General features: G+C 63.3%; 15 protein-coding genes. 11 read left to right on the top strand and 4 right to left on the bottom strand.

The window, feature by feature from the left end; translation table 11 throughout:
- Positions 1 to 177 precede the first annotated feature (177 nt).
- From ACYVL5_RS15080 to ACYVL5_RS15045, 8 genes are all read left to right on the top strand, one after another.
- Positions 178 to 468, top strand: coding sequence for a Dabb family protein (locus ACYVL5_RS15080; protein ID WP_460596403.1), 291 nt, complete (start codon positions 178 to 180; stop codon positions 466 to 468).
- Positions 469 to 519: 51 nt separating this feature from the next.
- A complete protein-coding gene (locus ACYVL5_RS15075) occupies positions 520 to 1008 on the top strand; it encodes a YchJ family protein (RefSeq protein WP_460596402.1) in 489 nt (162 codons plus the stop codon).
- Positions 1009 to 1163: 155 nt separating this feature from the next.
- Positions 1164 to 2357 carry a pyridoxal phosphate-dependent aminotransferase gene (locus tag ACYVL5_RS15070; RefSeq protein ID WP_460596401.1) on the top strand — a complete coding sequence of 398 codons (1194 nt, stop codon included), beginning with the start codon at positions 1164 to 1166 and terminating at the stop codon, positions 2355 to 2357.
- A gap of 48 nt (positions 2358 to 2405) precedes the next feature.
- Entirely contained in the window at positions 2406 to 3782 is a 1377-nt protein-coding gene (locus ACYVL5_RS15065; protein WP_460596400.1) for a sigma-54-dependent transcriptional regulator, read from the top strand.
- A gap of 7 nt (positions 3783 to 3789) precedes the next feature.
- A complete protein-coding gene (locus ACYVL5_RS15060) occupies positions 3790 to 4188 on the top strand; it encodes an FxsA family protein (protein ID WP_460596399.1) in 399 nt (132 codons plus the stop codon).
- Between the two features lie 151 nt (positions 4189 to 4339).
- Entirely contained in the window at positions 4340 to 5545 is a 1206-nt protein-coding gene (locus ACYVL5_RS15055) for a methionine adenosyltransferase (RefSeq protein ID WP_460596398.1), read from the top strand.
- Positions 5546 to 5662: 117 nt separating this feature from the next.
- Positions 5663 to 6163 (top strand): chemotaxis protein CheX, encoded by a 501-nt coding sequence (locus ACYVL5_RS15050; protein WP_460596397.1) that lies wholly within the window; start codon positions 5663 to 5665, stop codon positions 6161 to 6163.
- A gap of 240 nt (positions 6164 to 6403) precedes the next feature.
- Positions 6404 to 7720 (top strand): hemolysin family protein, encoded by a 1317-nt coding sequence (locus ACYVL5_RS15045; protein ID WP_460596396.1) that lies wholly within the window; start codon positions 6404 to 6406, stop codon positions 7718 to 7720.
- Positions 7721 to 7736: 16 nt separating this feature from the next.
- On the opposite strand, the gene htpX is transcribed toward ACYVL5_RS15045, so the two are convergent.
- Positions 7737 to 8582 (bottom strand): zinc metalloprotease HtpX, encoded by an 846-nt coding sequence (gene htpX, locus ACYVL5_RS15040; protein WP_460596395.1) that lies wholly within the window; start codon positions 8580 to 8582, stop codon positions 7737 to 7739.
- Between the two features lie 239 nt (positions 8583 to 8821).
- The gene (locus ACYVL5_RS15035; RefSeq protein ID WP_460596394.1) at positions 8822 to 9394 is read right to left on the bottom strand and encodes an ANTAR domain-containing response regulator; all 573 of its coding nucleotides are present in this window, start codon (positions 9392 to 9394) and stop codon (positions 8822 to 8824) included.
- Positions 9395 to 9776: 382 nt separating this feature from the next.
- Here ACYVL5_RS15035 and ACYVL5_RS15030 point away from each other — a divergent pair, with 382 nt between their 5' ends.
- Genes ACYVL5_RS15030 through ACYVL5_RS15020 form a run of 3 tightly spaced genes read left to right on the top strand, consistent with a single transcriptional unit; the run spans position 9777 to position 14190 of the window.
- Positions 9777 to 12614 carry a PAS domain S-box protein gene (locus ACYVL5_RS15030; protein WP_460596393.1) on the top strand — a complete coding sequence of 946 codons (2838 nt, stop codon included), beginning with the start codon at positions 9777 to 9779 and terminating at the stop codon, positions 12612 to 12614.
- Entirely contained in the window at positions 12611 to 13759 is a 1149-nt protein-coding gene (locus ACYVL5_RS15025) for a hybrid sensor histidine kinase/response regulator (protein WP_460596392.1), read from the top strand. The genes ACYVL5_RS15030 and ACYVL5_RS15025 overlap by 4 nt, the downstream gene beginning before the upstream one ends.
- The gene (locus ACYVL5_RS15020; RefSeq protein WP_460596391.1) at positions 13756 to 14190 is read left to right on the top strand and encodes a (deoxy)nucleoside triphosphate pyrophosphohydrolase; all 435 of its coding nucleotides are present in this window, start codon (positions 13756 to 13758) and stop codon (positions 14188 to 14190) included. Before ACYVL5_RS15025 ends, ACYVL5_RS15020 begins: the two co-directional genes overlap by 4 nt.
- Positions 14191 to 14416: 226 nt before the next feature.
- Here ACYVL5_RS15020 and ACYVL5_RS15015 read toward each other — a convergent pair whose 3' ends face one another.
- Together ACYVL5_RS15015 and rdgC are read right to left on the bottom strand one after the other, a co-directional pair.
- Entirely contained in the window at positions 14417 to 15247 is an 831-nt protein-coding gene (locus ACYVL5_RS15015; RefSeq protein WP_460596390.1) for an HDOD domain-containing protein, read from the bottom strand.
- A gap of 343 nt (positions 15248 to 15590) precedes the next feature.
- The gene (rdgC, locus tag ACYVL5_RS15010) at positions 15591 to 16781 is read right to left on the bottom strand and encodes a recombination-associated protein RdgC (RefSeq protein ID WP_460596389.1); all 1191 of its coding nucleotides are present in this window, start codon (positions 16779 to 16781) and stop codon (positions 15591 to 15593) included.
- Positions 16782 to 16823: the final 42 nt, after the last annotated feature.

The following is a 16823-nucleotide window of genomic DNA, read 5'->3' as shown; positions in this document are numbered from 1 at the left end:
TCTCAAATTTTAAATAGGACCATTCGGGTCGTGTTTGTCTTATAGCAGCAATCCCGGGAGAGCGCAACAGATTATACCAGATTTTGGGAAACATTTTTCTTGCCGTCGTTGACAGAGAGGCGAAGGCCGATGTATTACATGTTATTCGCTGGAAATCAATACTGTCAGGAGACATGAATGGTTACTCACATAGTTCTCTTCAAGCTGAAAGAACCTACCGCTGAAAACATCGAGAAAGCTCGCAATATCCTGCTCAGCATGGACGGCAAGGTCGATCTTCTGCGCCACCTCGAGGTCGGCGTCGATGTCATCCGTTCCGAGCGCTCCGCCGATATTGCCCTGGTCACCAAGTTCGACTCCCTCGCCGACCTGCAGGCCTACCAGGTTCATCCCTACCACGCCAACGAAGTCGCCGCCTACATGAGGAGCGTCAGCTCCCAGGTGGTCGCCGCGGACTACGAGGGGTAGAAAACGCATTACCATTACGCATCATCGATTAGATACAAGGAGGATTGACTGATGGAGCAGTGTCCATGTGGAAGCGGTCTGGCCTACGCCGAGTGCTGCGAGCCGATCATCAAGGGGGTGCGCCCGGCGGAGACCGCCGAGACCCTCATGCGCTCGCGCTATTCCGCCTACGTCAAGGTGGAGACCGATTACATATATGAAACCACCCACCCCAAGCATCGTGCCGGCTACGACGTGCAGGGGACCAAGGAGTGGGCGGAAGGGGCCGAATGGCTGGGCCTGGAGATCGTCTCGACCAGAAACGGCGGTCCCGAGGACGCCGTCGGCGAGGTCGAGTTCATCGCCCGCTTCGCCGAGAAGGGACAGGACCGGGTGCACCACGAGCGTGCCCTGTTCAAGAAGGAGAAGGAGGGGTGGTTCTTCACCGACGGTAAGCCCGCCGGCCAGCAGCCGGTCGTGAGGACCTCTCCGAAGGTCGGCCGTAACGATCCCTGCCCCTGCGGAAGCGGTCAGAAGTACAAGAAGTGCTGCGGTAAGTAGAGACGATTCGACGGCAATTCCCCCTGTCCCCCCTTTGTCAAAGGGGGGACCTTGCGCGAGCGGGTAACGGAAATGGAGACGGTCCCGTCCCTCGACGGCTGGTACTGTTCTTGACCGGGCTGGGGGCTCATCAGCAAATGCAAAGGAGCCATTAAATGGTAATCGCCCAAAAGGTTGCCACTTGTATAGAGCGCGCCTCGTGGATCAGGAAGATGTTCGAGGAAGGAGAGCTGCTCCGTCGCCAGTTCGGCGCGGACAAGGTGTACGACTTCACTCTCGGTAACCCGGACGTCGAGCCGCCCGAGGCCTTCCACAAGGCGTTCCTGGAAATCGCCCGAAAGCCGATCCCGGGAATGCACCGCTACATGAACAACGCCGGCTACCCGGAGACCCGCGACGCGGTCGGTGCCGCCCTCAGCAAGGCCTCCGGTCTGGACGTCAAAGGCTCGCAGGTGGTGATGACCTGCGGCGCCGGCGGGGCTCTCAACGTGGTGCTGAAGACCATCCTGAACCCCGGGGACGAGGTGATCATCCTCACCCCCTTCTTCGTCGAGTACCGCTTCTACATCGACAACCACGGCGGGGTGCCGGTGGAGGTCTGGACCGATCCGGAGAGCTTCCAGCTCGACGTCCCCAAGATCGGTGCGGCCATCACCGCCAAGACCCGCGCCATCATCATCTGCACCCCCAATAACCCCACCGGGGTGATCTACCCGGCCGAGAGCCTGAAGAGCCTGGGGGAGACGGTGAGCGCCAAGGAGAAGGAGTTCGGCACCCAGATCTGCGTGATCTCCGACGAGCCGTACGCCCGGATCGCCTACGACGGCAAGCAGGTCCCCAACATCTTCCCGCACGTCGCCAACTCGGTGATCGTCACCTCCCACTCCAAGGACCTGGCGCTTCCGGGCGAGCGGATCGGCTACCTGGCCGCCAACCCCCGCATGAAGGACACCGACCGTTTCATGGAAGGGGCCATCTTCGCCAACCGGGTGCTCGGCTTCGTGAACGCCCCGGCGCTCATGCAGCGGCTGGTGGCGGGTTTGCAGCACGAGTCGGTGGACATCGCCGCCTACCAGCAAAAGCGCGACCTGATCTACAACGAGCTGACCGGGATGGGATTCGAGATGGTGAAGCCGGACGGTGCCTTCTACTTCTTCCCGAAGTCGCCGATCGCCAACGACGTGGAGTTCGTGAAGGCGGCCCAGAAGCACCGCATCCTGTTGGTGCCGGGCGCCGGCTTCGGCGCTCCCGGCTACTTCAGGATCGCCTACTGCGTGGACAAGGGGATGATCGAGCGGAGCTTCGACGCCTGGAGATCGCTCGCCCTCGAGCTGGGACTTAAGGGGTAAAAGCGGTCATTCGTCGAGTAACTTGAGGCGGAAACGCGGGAACCATAAATGACCGAAACCATTCTCATAGTCGATGACGAAGAGGGGATCCGCTCGTCGCTGGCGGGGATCCTCGAGGACGAGGGGTACCGGACGGTGTGCGCGGCGGACGGCGCGGAGGCGCTCACCATCTGCGGCCGGGAGCTCCCGAGCCTGGTGCTGCTGGATATCTGGATGCCCAAGATGGACGGCATCGAGACCCTCAAGAAGCTCAAGGAACAGCATCCCTCCCTCAACGTGATCATGATGAGCGGCCACGGCACCATCGAGACCGCCGTCAAGTCCACCAAGCTCGGCGCCTATGACTTCATCGAGAAGCCGCTCTCCCTGGAGAAGGTGGTGGTCACCATCGAAAACGCCCTGGCCATGACCCGTCTCAAGGAGGAGAACGCCTCCCTGCGCGGCATGGTGACCCAGGGGCACGAGATGATCGGCGCCTCGGCGGCCATGGTGCGGCTCAGGGAGCAGATCCGCATGGTCGCCCCCTCCAACGCCTCGGTGCTCATCACCGGCGAGAACGGCACCGGCAAGGAGCTGGTGGCGAGGTCGGTCCATTTCCACAGCCAGCGAAAGGACAAGCCGTTCATCGAGATCAACTGCGCGGCCATCCCCGAGGAGCTGATCGAGAGCGAGCTCTTCGGCCACGAGCGGGGCGCCTTCACCGGCGCGGTGGCCCAGAAGAAGGGGAAATTCGACCTGGCCGACGGCGGGACCCTCTTTTTGGACGAGATCGGCGACATGTCGCTGAAGACCCAGGCCAAGGTGCTCAGGATCCTCCAGGAGAAGAAGTTCGAGCGGGTAGGGGGCACCCGGACCATGGAGGTCGACGTCCGCATCGTGGCCGCCACCAACAAGCTTCTGGAAGAGGAGATCAAGCAGGGGAGCTTCCGCGAGGACCTCTTCTACCGCCTGAACGTGGTCCCCTTCAAGGTCCCACCCTTGAGGGAGCGGCGGGACGACATTCCGCTTCTCACCAACTACTTCCTGGAGGCCTTCTGCCGCCGCGAGGGGAGGGAGCTAAAGCGCCTGGTCCCCGAGGCCATGGCCGCCATGCAGCGCTACGACTGGCCGGGGAACGTCCGGGAGTTGAAGAACATCGTCGAGCGCCTGGTGATCATGACCCCCGGCGGCACGGTCACCTTCAACCACCTCCCCGACTACCTCTGCACGGAGGTGCGCTCCAACGAGCCCGGCGGCGGCAAGCTCGACTCGGTGCTGGAGCTCTCCAGCCTGAGGGAGGCCCGCGAGGAGTTCGAGCGCGAGTTCATCATCCAGAAACTCGAAGAGAACGACTGGAACGTCTCCCGCACCGCCGAGGCGATCGAGCTCGAGCGGAGTAACCTCCACCGCAAGATCAAGAGCTACGGCATCGACATAAAGAAGTAGGTCTATCATGTTTCTCCGCCTGATCCTCCTCTTCACCATCATCCCCGTCATCGAGATCTATCTCCTGATCAAGATCGGCTCGCTGATCGGCGGGTTTCCGACCGTGGCGCTCCTTCTGGCCATCAGCCTCGTGGGTGCGTGGCTCGTCCGCCACCAGGGGTTCCGTATCCTCGCCGAGATACAGCGCGAACTCGCCCAGGGGAGGCTCCCCGCCTCCCAGCTGATGGACGGCGCGCTGGTGCTGGTGGGGGGAGTGCTCCTCATGACGCCCGGCTTCTTCACCGACTTTCTCGGCATCTTCTTCCTCGTTCCGGTCACCCGGTCCCTCATCAAGATGTGGGTGGGGCTTTGGCTCCAGAAGCGGCTGATGAAGGGGGGGACTATCGTGGTGGGGCGGAAGTTCTAAAAACCTCCCTCACCCGGCCTTCGGCCACCCTCTCCTCCCTCCCCATAACCCCTCGCCCCTTCGTTGCACCCCCCCTTGTTTGGGCTAAAATCGAGATATTGCCTGATTCTCTCCACCGTTGCCCATTCACACCGCAGAAAGGTTGGCCGCCATGATCCAGGTCGAACGGTACAAAGGGGTAAGCATCACCGAGCAGGGCGTCGAGATGGTGGAGCGCAAGGGGACCGGTCACCCGGACCAGATCTGCGACTGCGTCATGGACGCCGTTTCGGTCGCCCTTTCCCAGGCCTACCTCAGTGAGTTCGGCACCATCCTCCACCACAACATCGACAAGGGGCTCCTCTCCGCCGGCCGGGTCGAAAAACGCTTCGGCGGCGGCGAGATGATCGAGCCGATGGAGCTTACCGTCGGGGACCGGGCCACCTTCAGCGCCTTCGGCAGGGAGATCCCCGTCCACGACCTCGCCCGCGAGGCGATCAACGGCTGGGTAAGCCGCAACCTGCACCGGGTCGATCCCGCCCGGCACCTGGGGATCCGCTTCAAGCTCGCTCCCGGGTCGGATGAGCTCACCGACATCTTCGAGCGTCCCGGCGCCGTGAGGGTGGCCAACGACACCTCGGCGGCGGTCGGCTACTATCCCTTGAGCCCCACCGAGGAGGCCGTACTTGCCCTGGAGCGGGAGTTGAACGGAGCATCTTTCAAGGCCCGCAATCCCGATACCGGCGAGGACGTTAAGGTGATGGGATTGAGGCGGGGCGACGAGCTCGATCTGACGGTGGCGATGCCGCTTATCGCCGCCGACATCCGTTCCGAGGAGGAGTACTTCGCCCGCAAAAAGGCGATCCGGGCGGAGATGGAGGAGTTCCTCGCCGCCGGCAGGCGCCCCTTCGGGCGGATGTCGGTCCATTTCAACACCCTCGACTGCCCCGGTCGGGGCCAGGGCGGGGTCTACCTCTCCCTTTTGGGGACCTCGGCCGAGGATGCCGACTCCGGCCAGGTGGGAAGGGGGAACCGGGTGAACGGGCTGATCCCCATCGGGCGGCCGATCGGGACGGAGGCCGCGGCGGGTAAGAATCCGGTCAGCCACGTCGGGAAGATCTACAACGTCCTCTCCCATCGAATGGCGCGGGAGATCGTGGAAGGGGTCGAGGGGGTGCAGGGGGCGATCGTGCTCCTTCTTAGCCGGATCGGTCACCCCGTTGACCAGCCGCTGATGGCCAACGCCCAGCTTTTGCTGGCCGAGGGGAGGGGGATCGGCGAGGTGACGCCCCAGGCCACCGAGATCATGGAGCGCGCGCTGGCGGGGATGGGCGATTTCTGCCTGGCCCTGGCCCGCGGCGAGTATCCGGTGTCTTGATCCGCCGGGCCCCCCCTTGCCACTGCCGGTTTCGCGGGGCTTTTTTCACCCCCGCGCTTTTTTTTTAGGAGATGTTGGGTACACTGTAATCCATTTATGGCCACAGGGAGGGCTGTCATGGGTCTGGATCCTGCGATACTGAGCGAAATTAACCTGACCGAAGAGGATGTCTGGGCCAAGATTGCCGAGATAACGCGGGGAGTCTTCTCCACCATGGTGATGCTGGAGGTGGAGGACCAGCAGCCCCTCGAAGAGCCGGTGGTCTCCTTTCACGATACCCTTACCAGCATGGTCGGCCTGGCCGGCAGTCACTCCGGCATCCTGGCCATCCACTGCCCGAAGGCGCTGGCGCTGAAGGTCACCGGCAACATGCTCGGCATGGAGATGTTCGAGATCGACGACGACGTCAACGACGCCATGGGGGAAATCGCCAACATGATCGGCGGCGACGTGAAGCACATCTTCTCCCCCAAGGGGGGGGACATCAACCTCTCCATCCCGACCGTCATTTACGGCTCCGACTACGTTCTCGAAAGCATCTCCACTTCCGAGGCGATGGTCATCCCGTTCGGTTGCGACGGGGAAAATTTCCTGCTCACTTTCAAGATCGGCAAGTAAGGAAGAGGCTTCCACCGGAACTCACTGAACCGCCGTCAATGTCCATGACGGCGGTTTTTTGTGTGAGACCTTCTGCTGCCTGCGCGTCTTTTCGGCGACGAATCGTGCTGTCTGTAGCTGCCGAAATCGGCCTGTTTGATTAGTAATCATTGACAACTTTGCCGTTACCGTTGAGAATGAATCAATGAATTTTGGACGGGTGACTTCACGCCTGTTTGCTGTGACTATGGGGGAGTGTATTTGGACACCGTTTTCCTCGAGCTCTTCGTAATCTTCGTACTGATCATCTTCAACGGCTTCTTCGCCTGCTCCGAGTTCGCCATCATCTCCGTCCGCAAGAGCCGCATAGCACAGCTGGTCAGCCAGGGCGACCGGCGGGCCATGCTGGTCGACGCCCTGCAGAAAGATCCCCACCGCCTGCTCGCCATCGTCCAGATCGGCATGACCGTCATCGGTTCCACCGCCTCGACAGTCGGTGGCGTCATTGCCGTCGATTACCTGCGGCCGCTTCTGCAGGCCTCCTCGATCGCCATGGTCAGAAACGCCGCCGAGCCCTTGGCGGTCACCATCGTGGTCGCCGCCATCTCCTACCTGCTGCTGATCCTGGGGGAGCTGGTCCCCAAGAACATCGGCCTTCAGTACTCCGACACCATGGCGCTCATGGTGGCCAAGCCGATCACCTTCATGGCGAAGATCGCCGGGGCGCTGGTCTGGCTCCTGAGCCTCTCCAGCCGCGCGGTGTTCGCGCTCTTGCGCCTCAAGGGGGAGAGGCGCGGTTTCATGACCCGCGAGGAGGTCCAGCATATCGTCGCCGAGGGGCACGAGAGCGGCATCTTCAGCGAGACCGAGCACACCTTCATCGAAAACCTCTTCGACTTCACCCATACCTCGGTCCGCGAGGTGATGGTCCCCCGTACCCGGGTGGTCGCCTTCGACTTGAACCTCCCCAAGGAGGAGATCCTCCAGGGGGTGCTGGACAACATGTACTCCCGCTACCCGGTCTACCTCGGCAGTATCGAGGAGACCGTCGGCTTCATCCACGGCAAGGATCTCCTGGGACGGATGGTGCGGGAGCCGGACTTCGACATCCGTTCCATCGTGCGCCCCCCCTTCTTCGTTCCGGAGGGGAAGAAGGTGAGCGAACTTTTGAAGGAGATGCAGAAAACCCGGGTCCACATGGCGTTCGTGGTGGACGAATACGGAGGGATCAGCGGGATCGTGACCACCGAGGATCTCCTGGAGGAGCTGGTGGGGGAGATCCAGGACGAGCACGACGTCGGGGAGCCGAGCACCGTGCAGGTGATGGCGGACGGCTCCCTGCTGGTCGATGCCCTCATTTCGATTTCCGACCTGGAGGATCTTCTGGAGATGGACCTGGGGGAGGATCTTCCCTACGACACCCTGGCGGGGCTGATCCTGGACCGGCTGGGAGGTTTCCCGGAGCAGGGGGAGACGTTGGATCTCGGGGAGTACCGGCTGACCTGCGAGGAGGTGACCCGCACCGGGATCTCCACCGTCAGGATCAAACGGGTGAAAAAGGAAGAGGAGGAGGGTTAGCCCTCCTCCTCTTTTTTTAGCGCGCCATACGCTCCAGGCGGGCGATCCTTTCCTCCATGGGGGGATGGGTGGAGAAGAGCTGGGCGAGTCCGGCCGCGGTCAGCGGGTTCACGATGAAGAGATGGGCGGTGGCCGGACGGGCGTCCTGCATGGGGAGCATGCGGCTTCCGGCGTCGAGCTTCCTGAGCGCGTTGGCGAGTGCAAGCGGTCTCCCCGACAGCTTGGCACCCCCCTCGTCGGCCATGTACTCGCGCGAGCGGGAGACCGCCAGCTGGATCAGCATGGCGGCGATGGGTGCGATGATGGCCATGGCCAGCGCACCGGCCACTCCGCCCCCCTCGTCGTCGTCGCTTCGCGATCCGCCCAAGATGGCGCCCCACTGCAGCATGTTGCCGATCATGGAGATGGCCCCCGCGATGGTGGCCGCCACGGTCGAGATCAGGATGTCCCGGTTTGCCACGTGGGTCATCTCGTGGGCCATCACCGCCTCGAGCTCCTCGGGGGAGAGGATCCTCATGATCCCCTGGGTGGCCGCCACCGCCGCGTGCTCGGGGTTTCTCCCGGTGGCGAAGGCGTTGGGGCTGTCGGAGGGGATGATGTAGACCCGCGGCATGGGAAGCCCCGCGCGGGAGGTGAGCCTTCTCACCATCTGGTAGTAGGCGGGCTGCTCCACCTCGGTGACCTCTACCGCGCCGTACATCCTCAGCACGATCTGGTCCGAGAACCAGTAGGAAAAGAGGTTCATGCCGCAGGCGAACACGAAGGCGATCATCATCCCCCCGCGGCCTCCCAGGGCGTGCCCCATCGCCACCAGGATAAGGGTCAGCGCGGTCAACAGGAAGGCAGTTTTCACTCTGTTCATCGTTTTCCTCCAGCTTTGGTAGGGGAACAAAAAAGACCTTTACCCGGGAAGCGGTTCCGGACAAAGGTCTTGCATGCACTGACGTGAGTCCCTGCCCCGCGTCCGGGCCGTAAGCCCCTCATGACGAACCGGCGGGTCGGCCCCGGTGGGACGATTGCTACTCCCCTTACATCACAGCTGAAATATAATTACTGCCCCTTGTCCTGTCAACCCCAGTTTCTTTGGGCTGCTCCACGTTCCTAGCAGCCGATGCGGTCGGTCAGGAGGATCGCTTCGGCCAACTGCCGCATGGAGATCCTCCTGTCCATGGCGAGCCGCTGCATCCGGCGGAAGGCCTCCGCCTCGGTCAGCTTGTCCCGCTCCATAAGCCTCCCCTTGGCCTTCTCGACGATCTTCCTCGCCTCGATGTTCTCCTTGAGGCTGGCGACCTCCTCCTTGAGCTTTTCCACCCGTCGGGCGGCGGCCAGCGAGAGGACCATGGCGGCCATCAGCTCTTCCTCCCGGACCGGCTTGGCCAGGACGGTGGAGATCACCGGCTCCCCCCAGGTCTGGACCTCCTCGAGGTCCTGGGTTTCGGCAACGATGATGATGGGGATGCCGAGCTTTTCCCACAGCCTCTTGACCTGGACGCTGATCTCCCGGTCTCCGGGGAGATATTCCACCACGGCGATTTCCGGTCGGCAGATCACCGCCTCGGAGAAAAAATCTCCCGAGGTGGGGACTAATATTTCAGCAAATCCTTTGGCCGGCAGCCTCTTTTTTAGGCTGGACAGCAGCTTCTCGTCGCGAATGTTCAGGACCGTTTTTCCCATGATATCTCTCCCTTTACGACGATTCGTACCGCTTCGTTGCGGGCGTGACGCAGGTGTAGGAGCACAAAGCGTTCCAAAACGGGTAAAGCGGTGTTATAACTTTCTGGAAAACCTCCCCCGTTTTTTATTAGCCCCCTCGCCCCAGTCTATACAGGGGGAGAGGGGCAGGGGTGAGGGAAGGGGTTAGAGTCAGAACCTCCCTCACCCGGCCTTCGGCCACCCTCCGGTACTTTCGATCTCCCCTCGCCCTCCGGGAGAGGGGCAGGGGCTAAGGGAAGGGTAGAACCTCGGTTTTCTCTCACGTTTTCGGCGCTAGTGCCGATGAAAACTAAATGATGCCGAAGGTTCGGTGCCTTCGGCCACTCCTCTTTCAGGTGGACCCATGCGCTTTCGCTCGGCACCGGCAACTTTTCATAAGCGGCGCAACAAGGCGTGGATCCTCTTCCCCCTCCTTCTCTTCCTGGCCGGGGGGTGCGCGGCCCTCTTGCTGCGCGACTACCACGCGGCCCTATCGGTGGTCCTCCTGTCGGCAGGTGCCGCGGAGCTCGCCTGGCTGAGCTGGCGGCGCCACGTCGACGCCGCCGCCAACCGCTACGAGGAAATGGTCCGCATCTCGCAGCGGATCGCCCGAATCGGGAGCTGGGACTGGGACCTGGTCAGCGGGACGCTCGACTGCTCCGACGAGATCTGCCGCATCTTCGGGCTGGAACCGGACCGGACCCCGCAGAACTACCCCGCCTACCTGGCGCTCCTTCCCCGGGACGACCGCGAGATCCTCGCCGCCGCCATCCGTGAGGCGCTGGGTGCCGCCGACGCCGGTTTCGCGGTCGAACATCGGGTGGTGCGCCCCGACGGGACCGAGCGCTTTCTCTACGAGGCGGGTGAGGTTGTCCACGACGGCAGCGGCGCGGCGGTCCGGGTGGTGGGGGTGGTGCACGACATCACCCAGCGAAAGGAGGCCGAGGACGCCCTCTTCTTCGAGAAGCGCTACCGGGCCCTGATCGAGAACCTCCCCCAGCGGATCTTTCTCAAGGACCGCAACTCGGTCTACCTCTCCTGCAACTCGAGCTTTGCGCGCGAGCTCGGGAGGGTGCCGGAGGAGATCTTCGGCAAGACCGATCACGACCTTTTCCCGCCGTCGCTTGCTACCAAGAGGATGGAGGACGACGCCCGGGTGATGGCGGCCGGCTTCCCGGTGGAACGGGACGAGCGGCGGGAGCGCGACGGGAGCTGGGTGAGCACCTCCCTGGTTCCCCTGAAGGACGACTCCGGGCAGGCGTACGGTCTGCTCGGGGTGCTCACCGACATCACCCGCAGGAAAAGGGCCGAGGAACAGCTCAAGGAGAGCGAGGAGCGCTTCCGCAACACCTTCGAGCAGGCGGCGGTCGGGATCTTCCACCTCGCCATGAACGGGGTGATGATCCGGGTCAATCCCCGTTTCTGCGACATCCTCGGCTTCACCCCCACGGACCTTTTGGGACGCACCCTGGACGAGACGGTGCATCCGGAGGACCTCGCCGCCGAGCGGGAGCAGACCGCCAAACTGCTGGCCCGCGAGATCGACAACTACTCCATGGAGCTTCGGCAGCTGCGCAAGGACGGCTCGCTCGTCTGGGTGAACCTCACCAAGTCGCTTCTTTGCGGCGAAAGGGGGGAGCCGCGCTACCTGGCCGGGGTGGTCGAGGATATCACCGCCAAGCGCGAGGCCCAGGCGCTTCGGCGCGAGCGCGACCTGGTACAGGCGGCGAGCCGCGCCAAGAGCCAGTTCCTGGCCGGCATGAGCCACGAGATCCGCACCCCGATGAACGCCATCATCGGGCTGGGAAGGCTGGCCCTCCAGACCCAGCTGACCGCCAAGCAGCGCGAATATCTTGAGAAGATCTGCTCGTCCGGGCAGACCCTGCTCGATATAATCAACGACATCCTGGATTTTTCGAAGATCGAGGCGGGGAGGGTGGAGCTGGAGAGGACGGAGTTCTCCCTGGCGGACGTTTTGGCCACCATCTCGGACCTCTTCAGCGTCAAGGCACAGGAGAAGGGGATCGCCTACCGGATCCTTTTGGATCCCCAGCTTCCGGCCCGGCTGCTGGGCGATCCGCTCAGGCTCACCCAGGTCCTGAACAACCTGGTGGGTAACGCGGTGAAGTTCACCGAGCACGGGGAGGTCACCGTCGAGGTGAGGATGGCCCAGGGGAGGGAGGAAGAAGTCTCCGTCCGTTTCGCCGTCAAGGACACCGGAGTCGGCCTCTCCGCCGACCAGATCGGCAAGATCTTCACCCCCTTCACCCAGGCCGACAGCTCCACCACCCGCCGCTACGGCGGTACCGGGCTCGGGCTCTCCATCTCCAGCCAGCTGGTGGAGCTCATGGGGGGAGAGCTCAAGGTGCAGAGCCAGCAGGGGGCCGGGAGCAGCTTCTATTTCACGGTCACCTTCGCCCTCCAGACGGCCGGAGAGCGGCCGGAGCCGATGGGGGAGACGGAACCGTCCCTGCGGATGCTGGTATTGGACCGGGACGAGGAGTCGCGTGAGCGCCTGAACGCGATGGTGGACGGACTCCCCCTCTCGGTGGTATACGTCTCCGACCTGCCGGAGACGCTGGCGGCCCTGGAGGAGAGCTGCCAGCCGGCGGCGCTTCCCTTCGACCTGGTGGCGGTCGATCTCGCCTCCGCGGGCGAGGAGGGGATGCTGGCGGTGGCACGCGACCTGTCGCTTCGGCAGGGGGAGCGCCCTCCGGTGCTGGGGATGGTCCCCCCGGAGCGGCTCGAGGAGATGAGGGGAAGACACGAGGAGTTCGGCCTCAACGTGGTGATCGCCTCCCCGGCCCGCCCCTCGGTGATGCTGGACGCCATCGTCCGCGCCCTGGCCCGCCTCGGCGGCCCCCCCGAGGAGGCTGCGGGCCATCAACCGGCGCCCGCCTTGCCGGAGCCGGTCGGCGACCATGCTGACCAGGCCGGCCAGGCGGAGGAGGGTCCCTGGGACACGGCCCGGCTGAGCGAGGAGGCCACCAAGCTGGAGCGGATGCTGATCCGCAACAGCCTGGACGCCAAGCGGCAGTTCGCGATACTGCGCACCGGCCTTCCGGGGACCCGTTACGCGGGCGAGCTGAAGGCCCTCGAGCTCTGCCTGGAGAGGCTTGATTTCAAGAAAGCAAGGCAACTGCTGGCCCAGCTTCCGGTCCAGCCCCGTTATCCCGATTCCGAGGGAAAGGACACCGCATGAGACGACAGAACGTGCTGATCGTCGACGATACCCCCGCCAACATCGAGGTGGTGAGCGAGAGCCTGGGGGACGAGTACGAGATGATCTTCGCCACCAGCGGTGCCGAGGCCCTCGAGCTCATCAAGGCCGACAAGCCGGACCTGATCCTTCTGGACATCATGATGCCCGGCATGGACGGCTACGAGGTCTGCAGCATCCTCAAGAAGGACCCGGCCACCCGCGACATCCCGATCATCTTCGTGACCGCCATGATCCAGGAGGAGGACGAGATCAAGGGGCTCGAGCTGGGGGCCATCGACTACATCACCAAGCCGATCACTCCGCAGGTGGTGCGGGCCCGGGTCAAGAACCACCTGGAGATGAAGCGCTACCGCGACCTTTTGGAGAACCTCTCCACCGCCGCCGACCGGACCAAGAAGGAGTTCCTGCGGGGGGTGAGCCACGAGCTCCGCACCCCGCTCACCCCGATCATCGGGATGACCGACCTGGTGCTCACCAACGAGCAGGACGACGAGAAGAGGAAGTACCTCTCCCTGGTCCAGAAGGCGGCCATGAAGCTTTTGGGGCTGATCGAGGACCTGATCGAGACGAGCAGGCTTGAGGGTGACGAGGTACGCCTGGAGACCCGTCCGTTCCGGCTCGCCCCCTTCCTGGAGGGGATCGTGGGTGAGCTGCAGCCGCTGGCGGCTTCCAAGAAGCTCGCCCTGACGGTGGACGTCGACCCGGAGCTTCCCCCGACCGTGGTGGCCGACCAGGGTATGCTGCACAAGGTCCTTTCGGTGCTGGTGGGGAACGCGGTGAAGTTCACCGCCGAGGGGGACGTGACGGTCTCGGCCCGGCGGGAAGTCAGCGGCCAGGGCTTCATGATCCGCTTCTCGGTGGCCGATACCGGGATCGGCATCGGCGAGGAGGACCTGGAGAGGATCTTCAACGACTTCACCCAGTCCGACGGCGCGGTCACCCGTGCCTACCCGGGACTCGGCCTAGGCCTTACCCTGGCCCGCCGCATCATCGAGATCATGGGGGGGAGGATCTGGGCCGAGAGCCGTCCCGGTGCGGGCTCCATCTTCCACTCCGAGATCCCCCTCGTGCTCCCGGAAGAGCCCGGCGAGCCTTCATCAACCGACGCTGAGAGGACCCCGTGACGTTTCCCTTTGCCCCCGCTTGTGCCCTTACCGAAAAACCCCGCCGCCATATCCACGTCGCCTGCGCGATCATCGAACGCGATGGTCTGGTGCTGGCCGCGCTCCGTAGCGCCTCCATGAACCTGCCGCTTAAGTGGGAATTCCCGGGAGGGAAGATCGAGGCGGGAGAGAAGCCCGAGGCGTGCGTGAAACGGGAAGTGGCCGAGGAGATGGAGGTGGAGATCGAGGTCGGGCGAGCCCTCACCCCCCATACCCACCACTATCCGGCCTTCACGGTGACCCTCTACCCCTTCGTCTGCCGGATCCTCTCCGGCGAGATGGTGCTGCACGAGCATTCCGAGGTCCGCTGGCTCCCCGCCCCGGAGATGCACGGGCTCGACTGGGCCGACGCGGATTTCCCCATCATCGAGGAGTACCGGGGGAGCCTGTAAGTCAGGAGGAGAGGGGCGGGCCCCTAATCCCCTCTCCCGGGGGGAGAGGGGATGACTATACCAAGGGGCAGGGGTGAGGGAGGTTTTGAAAATCTGCCCTCACCCGGCCTGCGGCCACCCTCTCCCCTGAAGGGACGAGGGTCTAATGACAGGCATCTTTGCCCCCTTGAAGGGGCGAGGGTAAGATGTTGAAACGATGGGTGTTGCGGGGAGGGGAGAGCCGTGATTAGAGGGAGAAATCGAGCGAGTCGTCCATCAGCTCGTAGAGGTCTTCGAACTCCTCCGGCCCTACCTCGAGCAGTGCGGTCTCCGGCAGCCCCTTCAGATCGATGGTATCGTCCTTCACCAGCCCGATTCCCCTGACCTTGCAGACCGCGTTAACCAGCCGTACCGCCGTAAGTACCGAATCCGTGGTGTCGAAGTTCGCGTCGTGGTGGTTGGCCACCACGTTGTAGTAGATCTTCGGCATGTTCCAGTGCTGCATCAGCCGGCATCCCTGCTCAACGTGCAGTTCCTCGAAGATCTCCAGCAGGAGGCTCTCTTCCAGCGCCGCCTGTGCGACCCCCGCCTTGTTCAACCGTTCCAGTGCCTTGAGAAGATAGAGCTTGCCGATGTCGTGCAGAAGACCGGCCATGTAAGCCTGGTCGGCGTGGTGCGGGTAGCCGGCCGCCCGGATGAGCCAGCGGCTTCCCACCGCGCAGGCGTGGCTGTGTTGCCAAAGCGTCTGCATGAAGCCGTTGATGACCGGGTGTTCGGAGACGTGGATGCTTGCCTGGGAGGCGGCCATGGCCAGGTTCGACACCTGTACCGCGCCGAGCCGTATCACCGCGTCCTTGATGGTCTCGGTGCGGACTCTCCCCATGTAGACGGTGGAGTTGGCCATCTTGAGTATCTGCCCGGCCAGCGACTGGTCTTCATTGGCGAGGGAGATGACCTCGTCGATCTTGTAGTCGGGAGTCTCCAGGAGGTGCTGGAGCCTGATGGCGATGGGATGGAAGACCGGAAGTTCGATAGGCTGGATGGTCAGCAGACGCCGTATGGTGAGTGAGATTGCCATGTCGGGCCCTTCCTTAGGTTGCCTCATTGGAACGCTACTGAAAGTTTAAGCGTAACTGGGTCATCTGACAAATGAATCGCCACCAAACGCTTTCTTCACGTTGTCATTCCCGCACGGTCGAAGGGAGGGGAGGGGGATTGAGAACCTCCCTCACCCGGCCTTCGGCCACCCTCTCCCCTGAAGGGGCGAGGGTATATGCGGGACGGCCTTCGGCCACCACCCCTGAAGGGGCGAGGGTATATCTTGATCTCTCCCCTCGCCCCCCTTGGGGGAGAGGGGAGGGGGTGAGGGAAGGTGCAGGACCGCGTGGGCACGGGGTGCCCACCCGATGGTTATGCCTGCGTTACAGCGAGCTCCCGCAGAAGGCGCAGACGTTCAGCCAGCGGTTGATCTGCTCCTGCTGCTCGGGCCACTCGGCTCCCAGCCTGAGCTTCAGGAAGGTGGCGAAGAGGGAGTCGAACAGCTGGTTCCCCTTCTCAAGGAGCGCCATCCTCTCGAAGAAGACCGCCTCGCGCTCCATCGCCTCGTCGGTGGAGCTGTCCTTCTCGATCTTGACCGAGGGGGATTTGTAGGAGGCGAAGTGGAAGAGCTCCCCCTTGAGGGTCAGCTTCCAGTGCTCGTCCTCGCTGGTCTCCAGGTGCAGTGTCGCCTCGGTGATCTGCTTGCGGTTCAAGAGGGCGCTTCTCACCTCGTTGAAATGGTCCTGGGGACCCGCCACGGTGATCTTCTGGGCGCCGTTCTCGCCGGCCCCGAGAAGCACCAGCCGGTCGTCCAGGTAGGCCACGAACGGCTCCTTGTCGCCGAGGATGCCGGCCTGGTTGACGCTGTACTCGGACGCCTCGTTCATGGTCTGGTACAAGAGCCAGAGCATGAAGTCGCTCCCGAGCCACTGGTTCTCCTTGATGAGGTCCAGGTAGTTGTCGCTGGTCGCCTTGTTGGCCTGCCCGAGGAGCACCCGGTTGCCGTCGTCGAGGACACCTTCCGCGCGGGCGTACGGGTGGAAGGCGGAGAGGCGCAGCCCCTCGAAGGTCTTCTTGAAGAGGTCCTCGAACAGCTCGATCGATTTGGCGGAGAGCGAGGTGAAGGTCAAAAGGCCGCTCTCGGTGTCCCAGACCGCATCGTAGGTGGAGGGGGTGGGAAGCGTCTGGGAGAGGAGCATGGCGTGCACCGCCTCCTTGAGGTCCTCGCGCTTTTGCTTGGGGACCTTGGTGAAGTTCGGGTTCTCGACGAGGAACTTCTCCTCCTCCCGCTCGAGGTGGGCCTTCAGGATGGCGGACGGCACCGAGCGCTTGTCGCGGCGCAGGGTGAACATGATGAAATTGTCACGGCGGCAGCAGGCGAGGGAATCGAAGTCGAAGGAGCGGGGATCGTCCAGGTGCACCCAGCCGACCGAGAGCTCCTCGCTCCCCTGGTCGATCGGGTTGAAGCGGTTGGCCGCCAGCTGCCTAAGACTCCAATCGAAAAGGTTCTCCTGGGGGAACTCCCCCTGGACCTTGAAATGACATACGCTTACCGTGTTCGACAAAATGCCCATCTAATGAATCTCCTTCGGTGGTTAGCTGAATTGGTTCCCCGG

The sequence above is a fragment of the Geomonas sp. Red276 genome, assembly GCF_054784495.1.
This window is presented reverse-complemented; position numbering and strand designations above follow the sequence as displayed.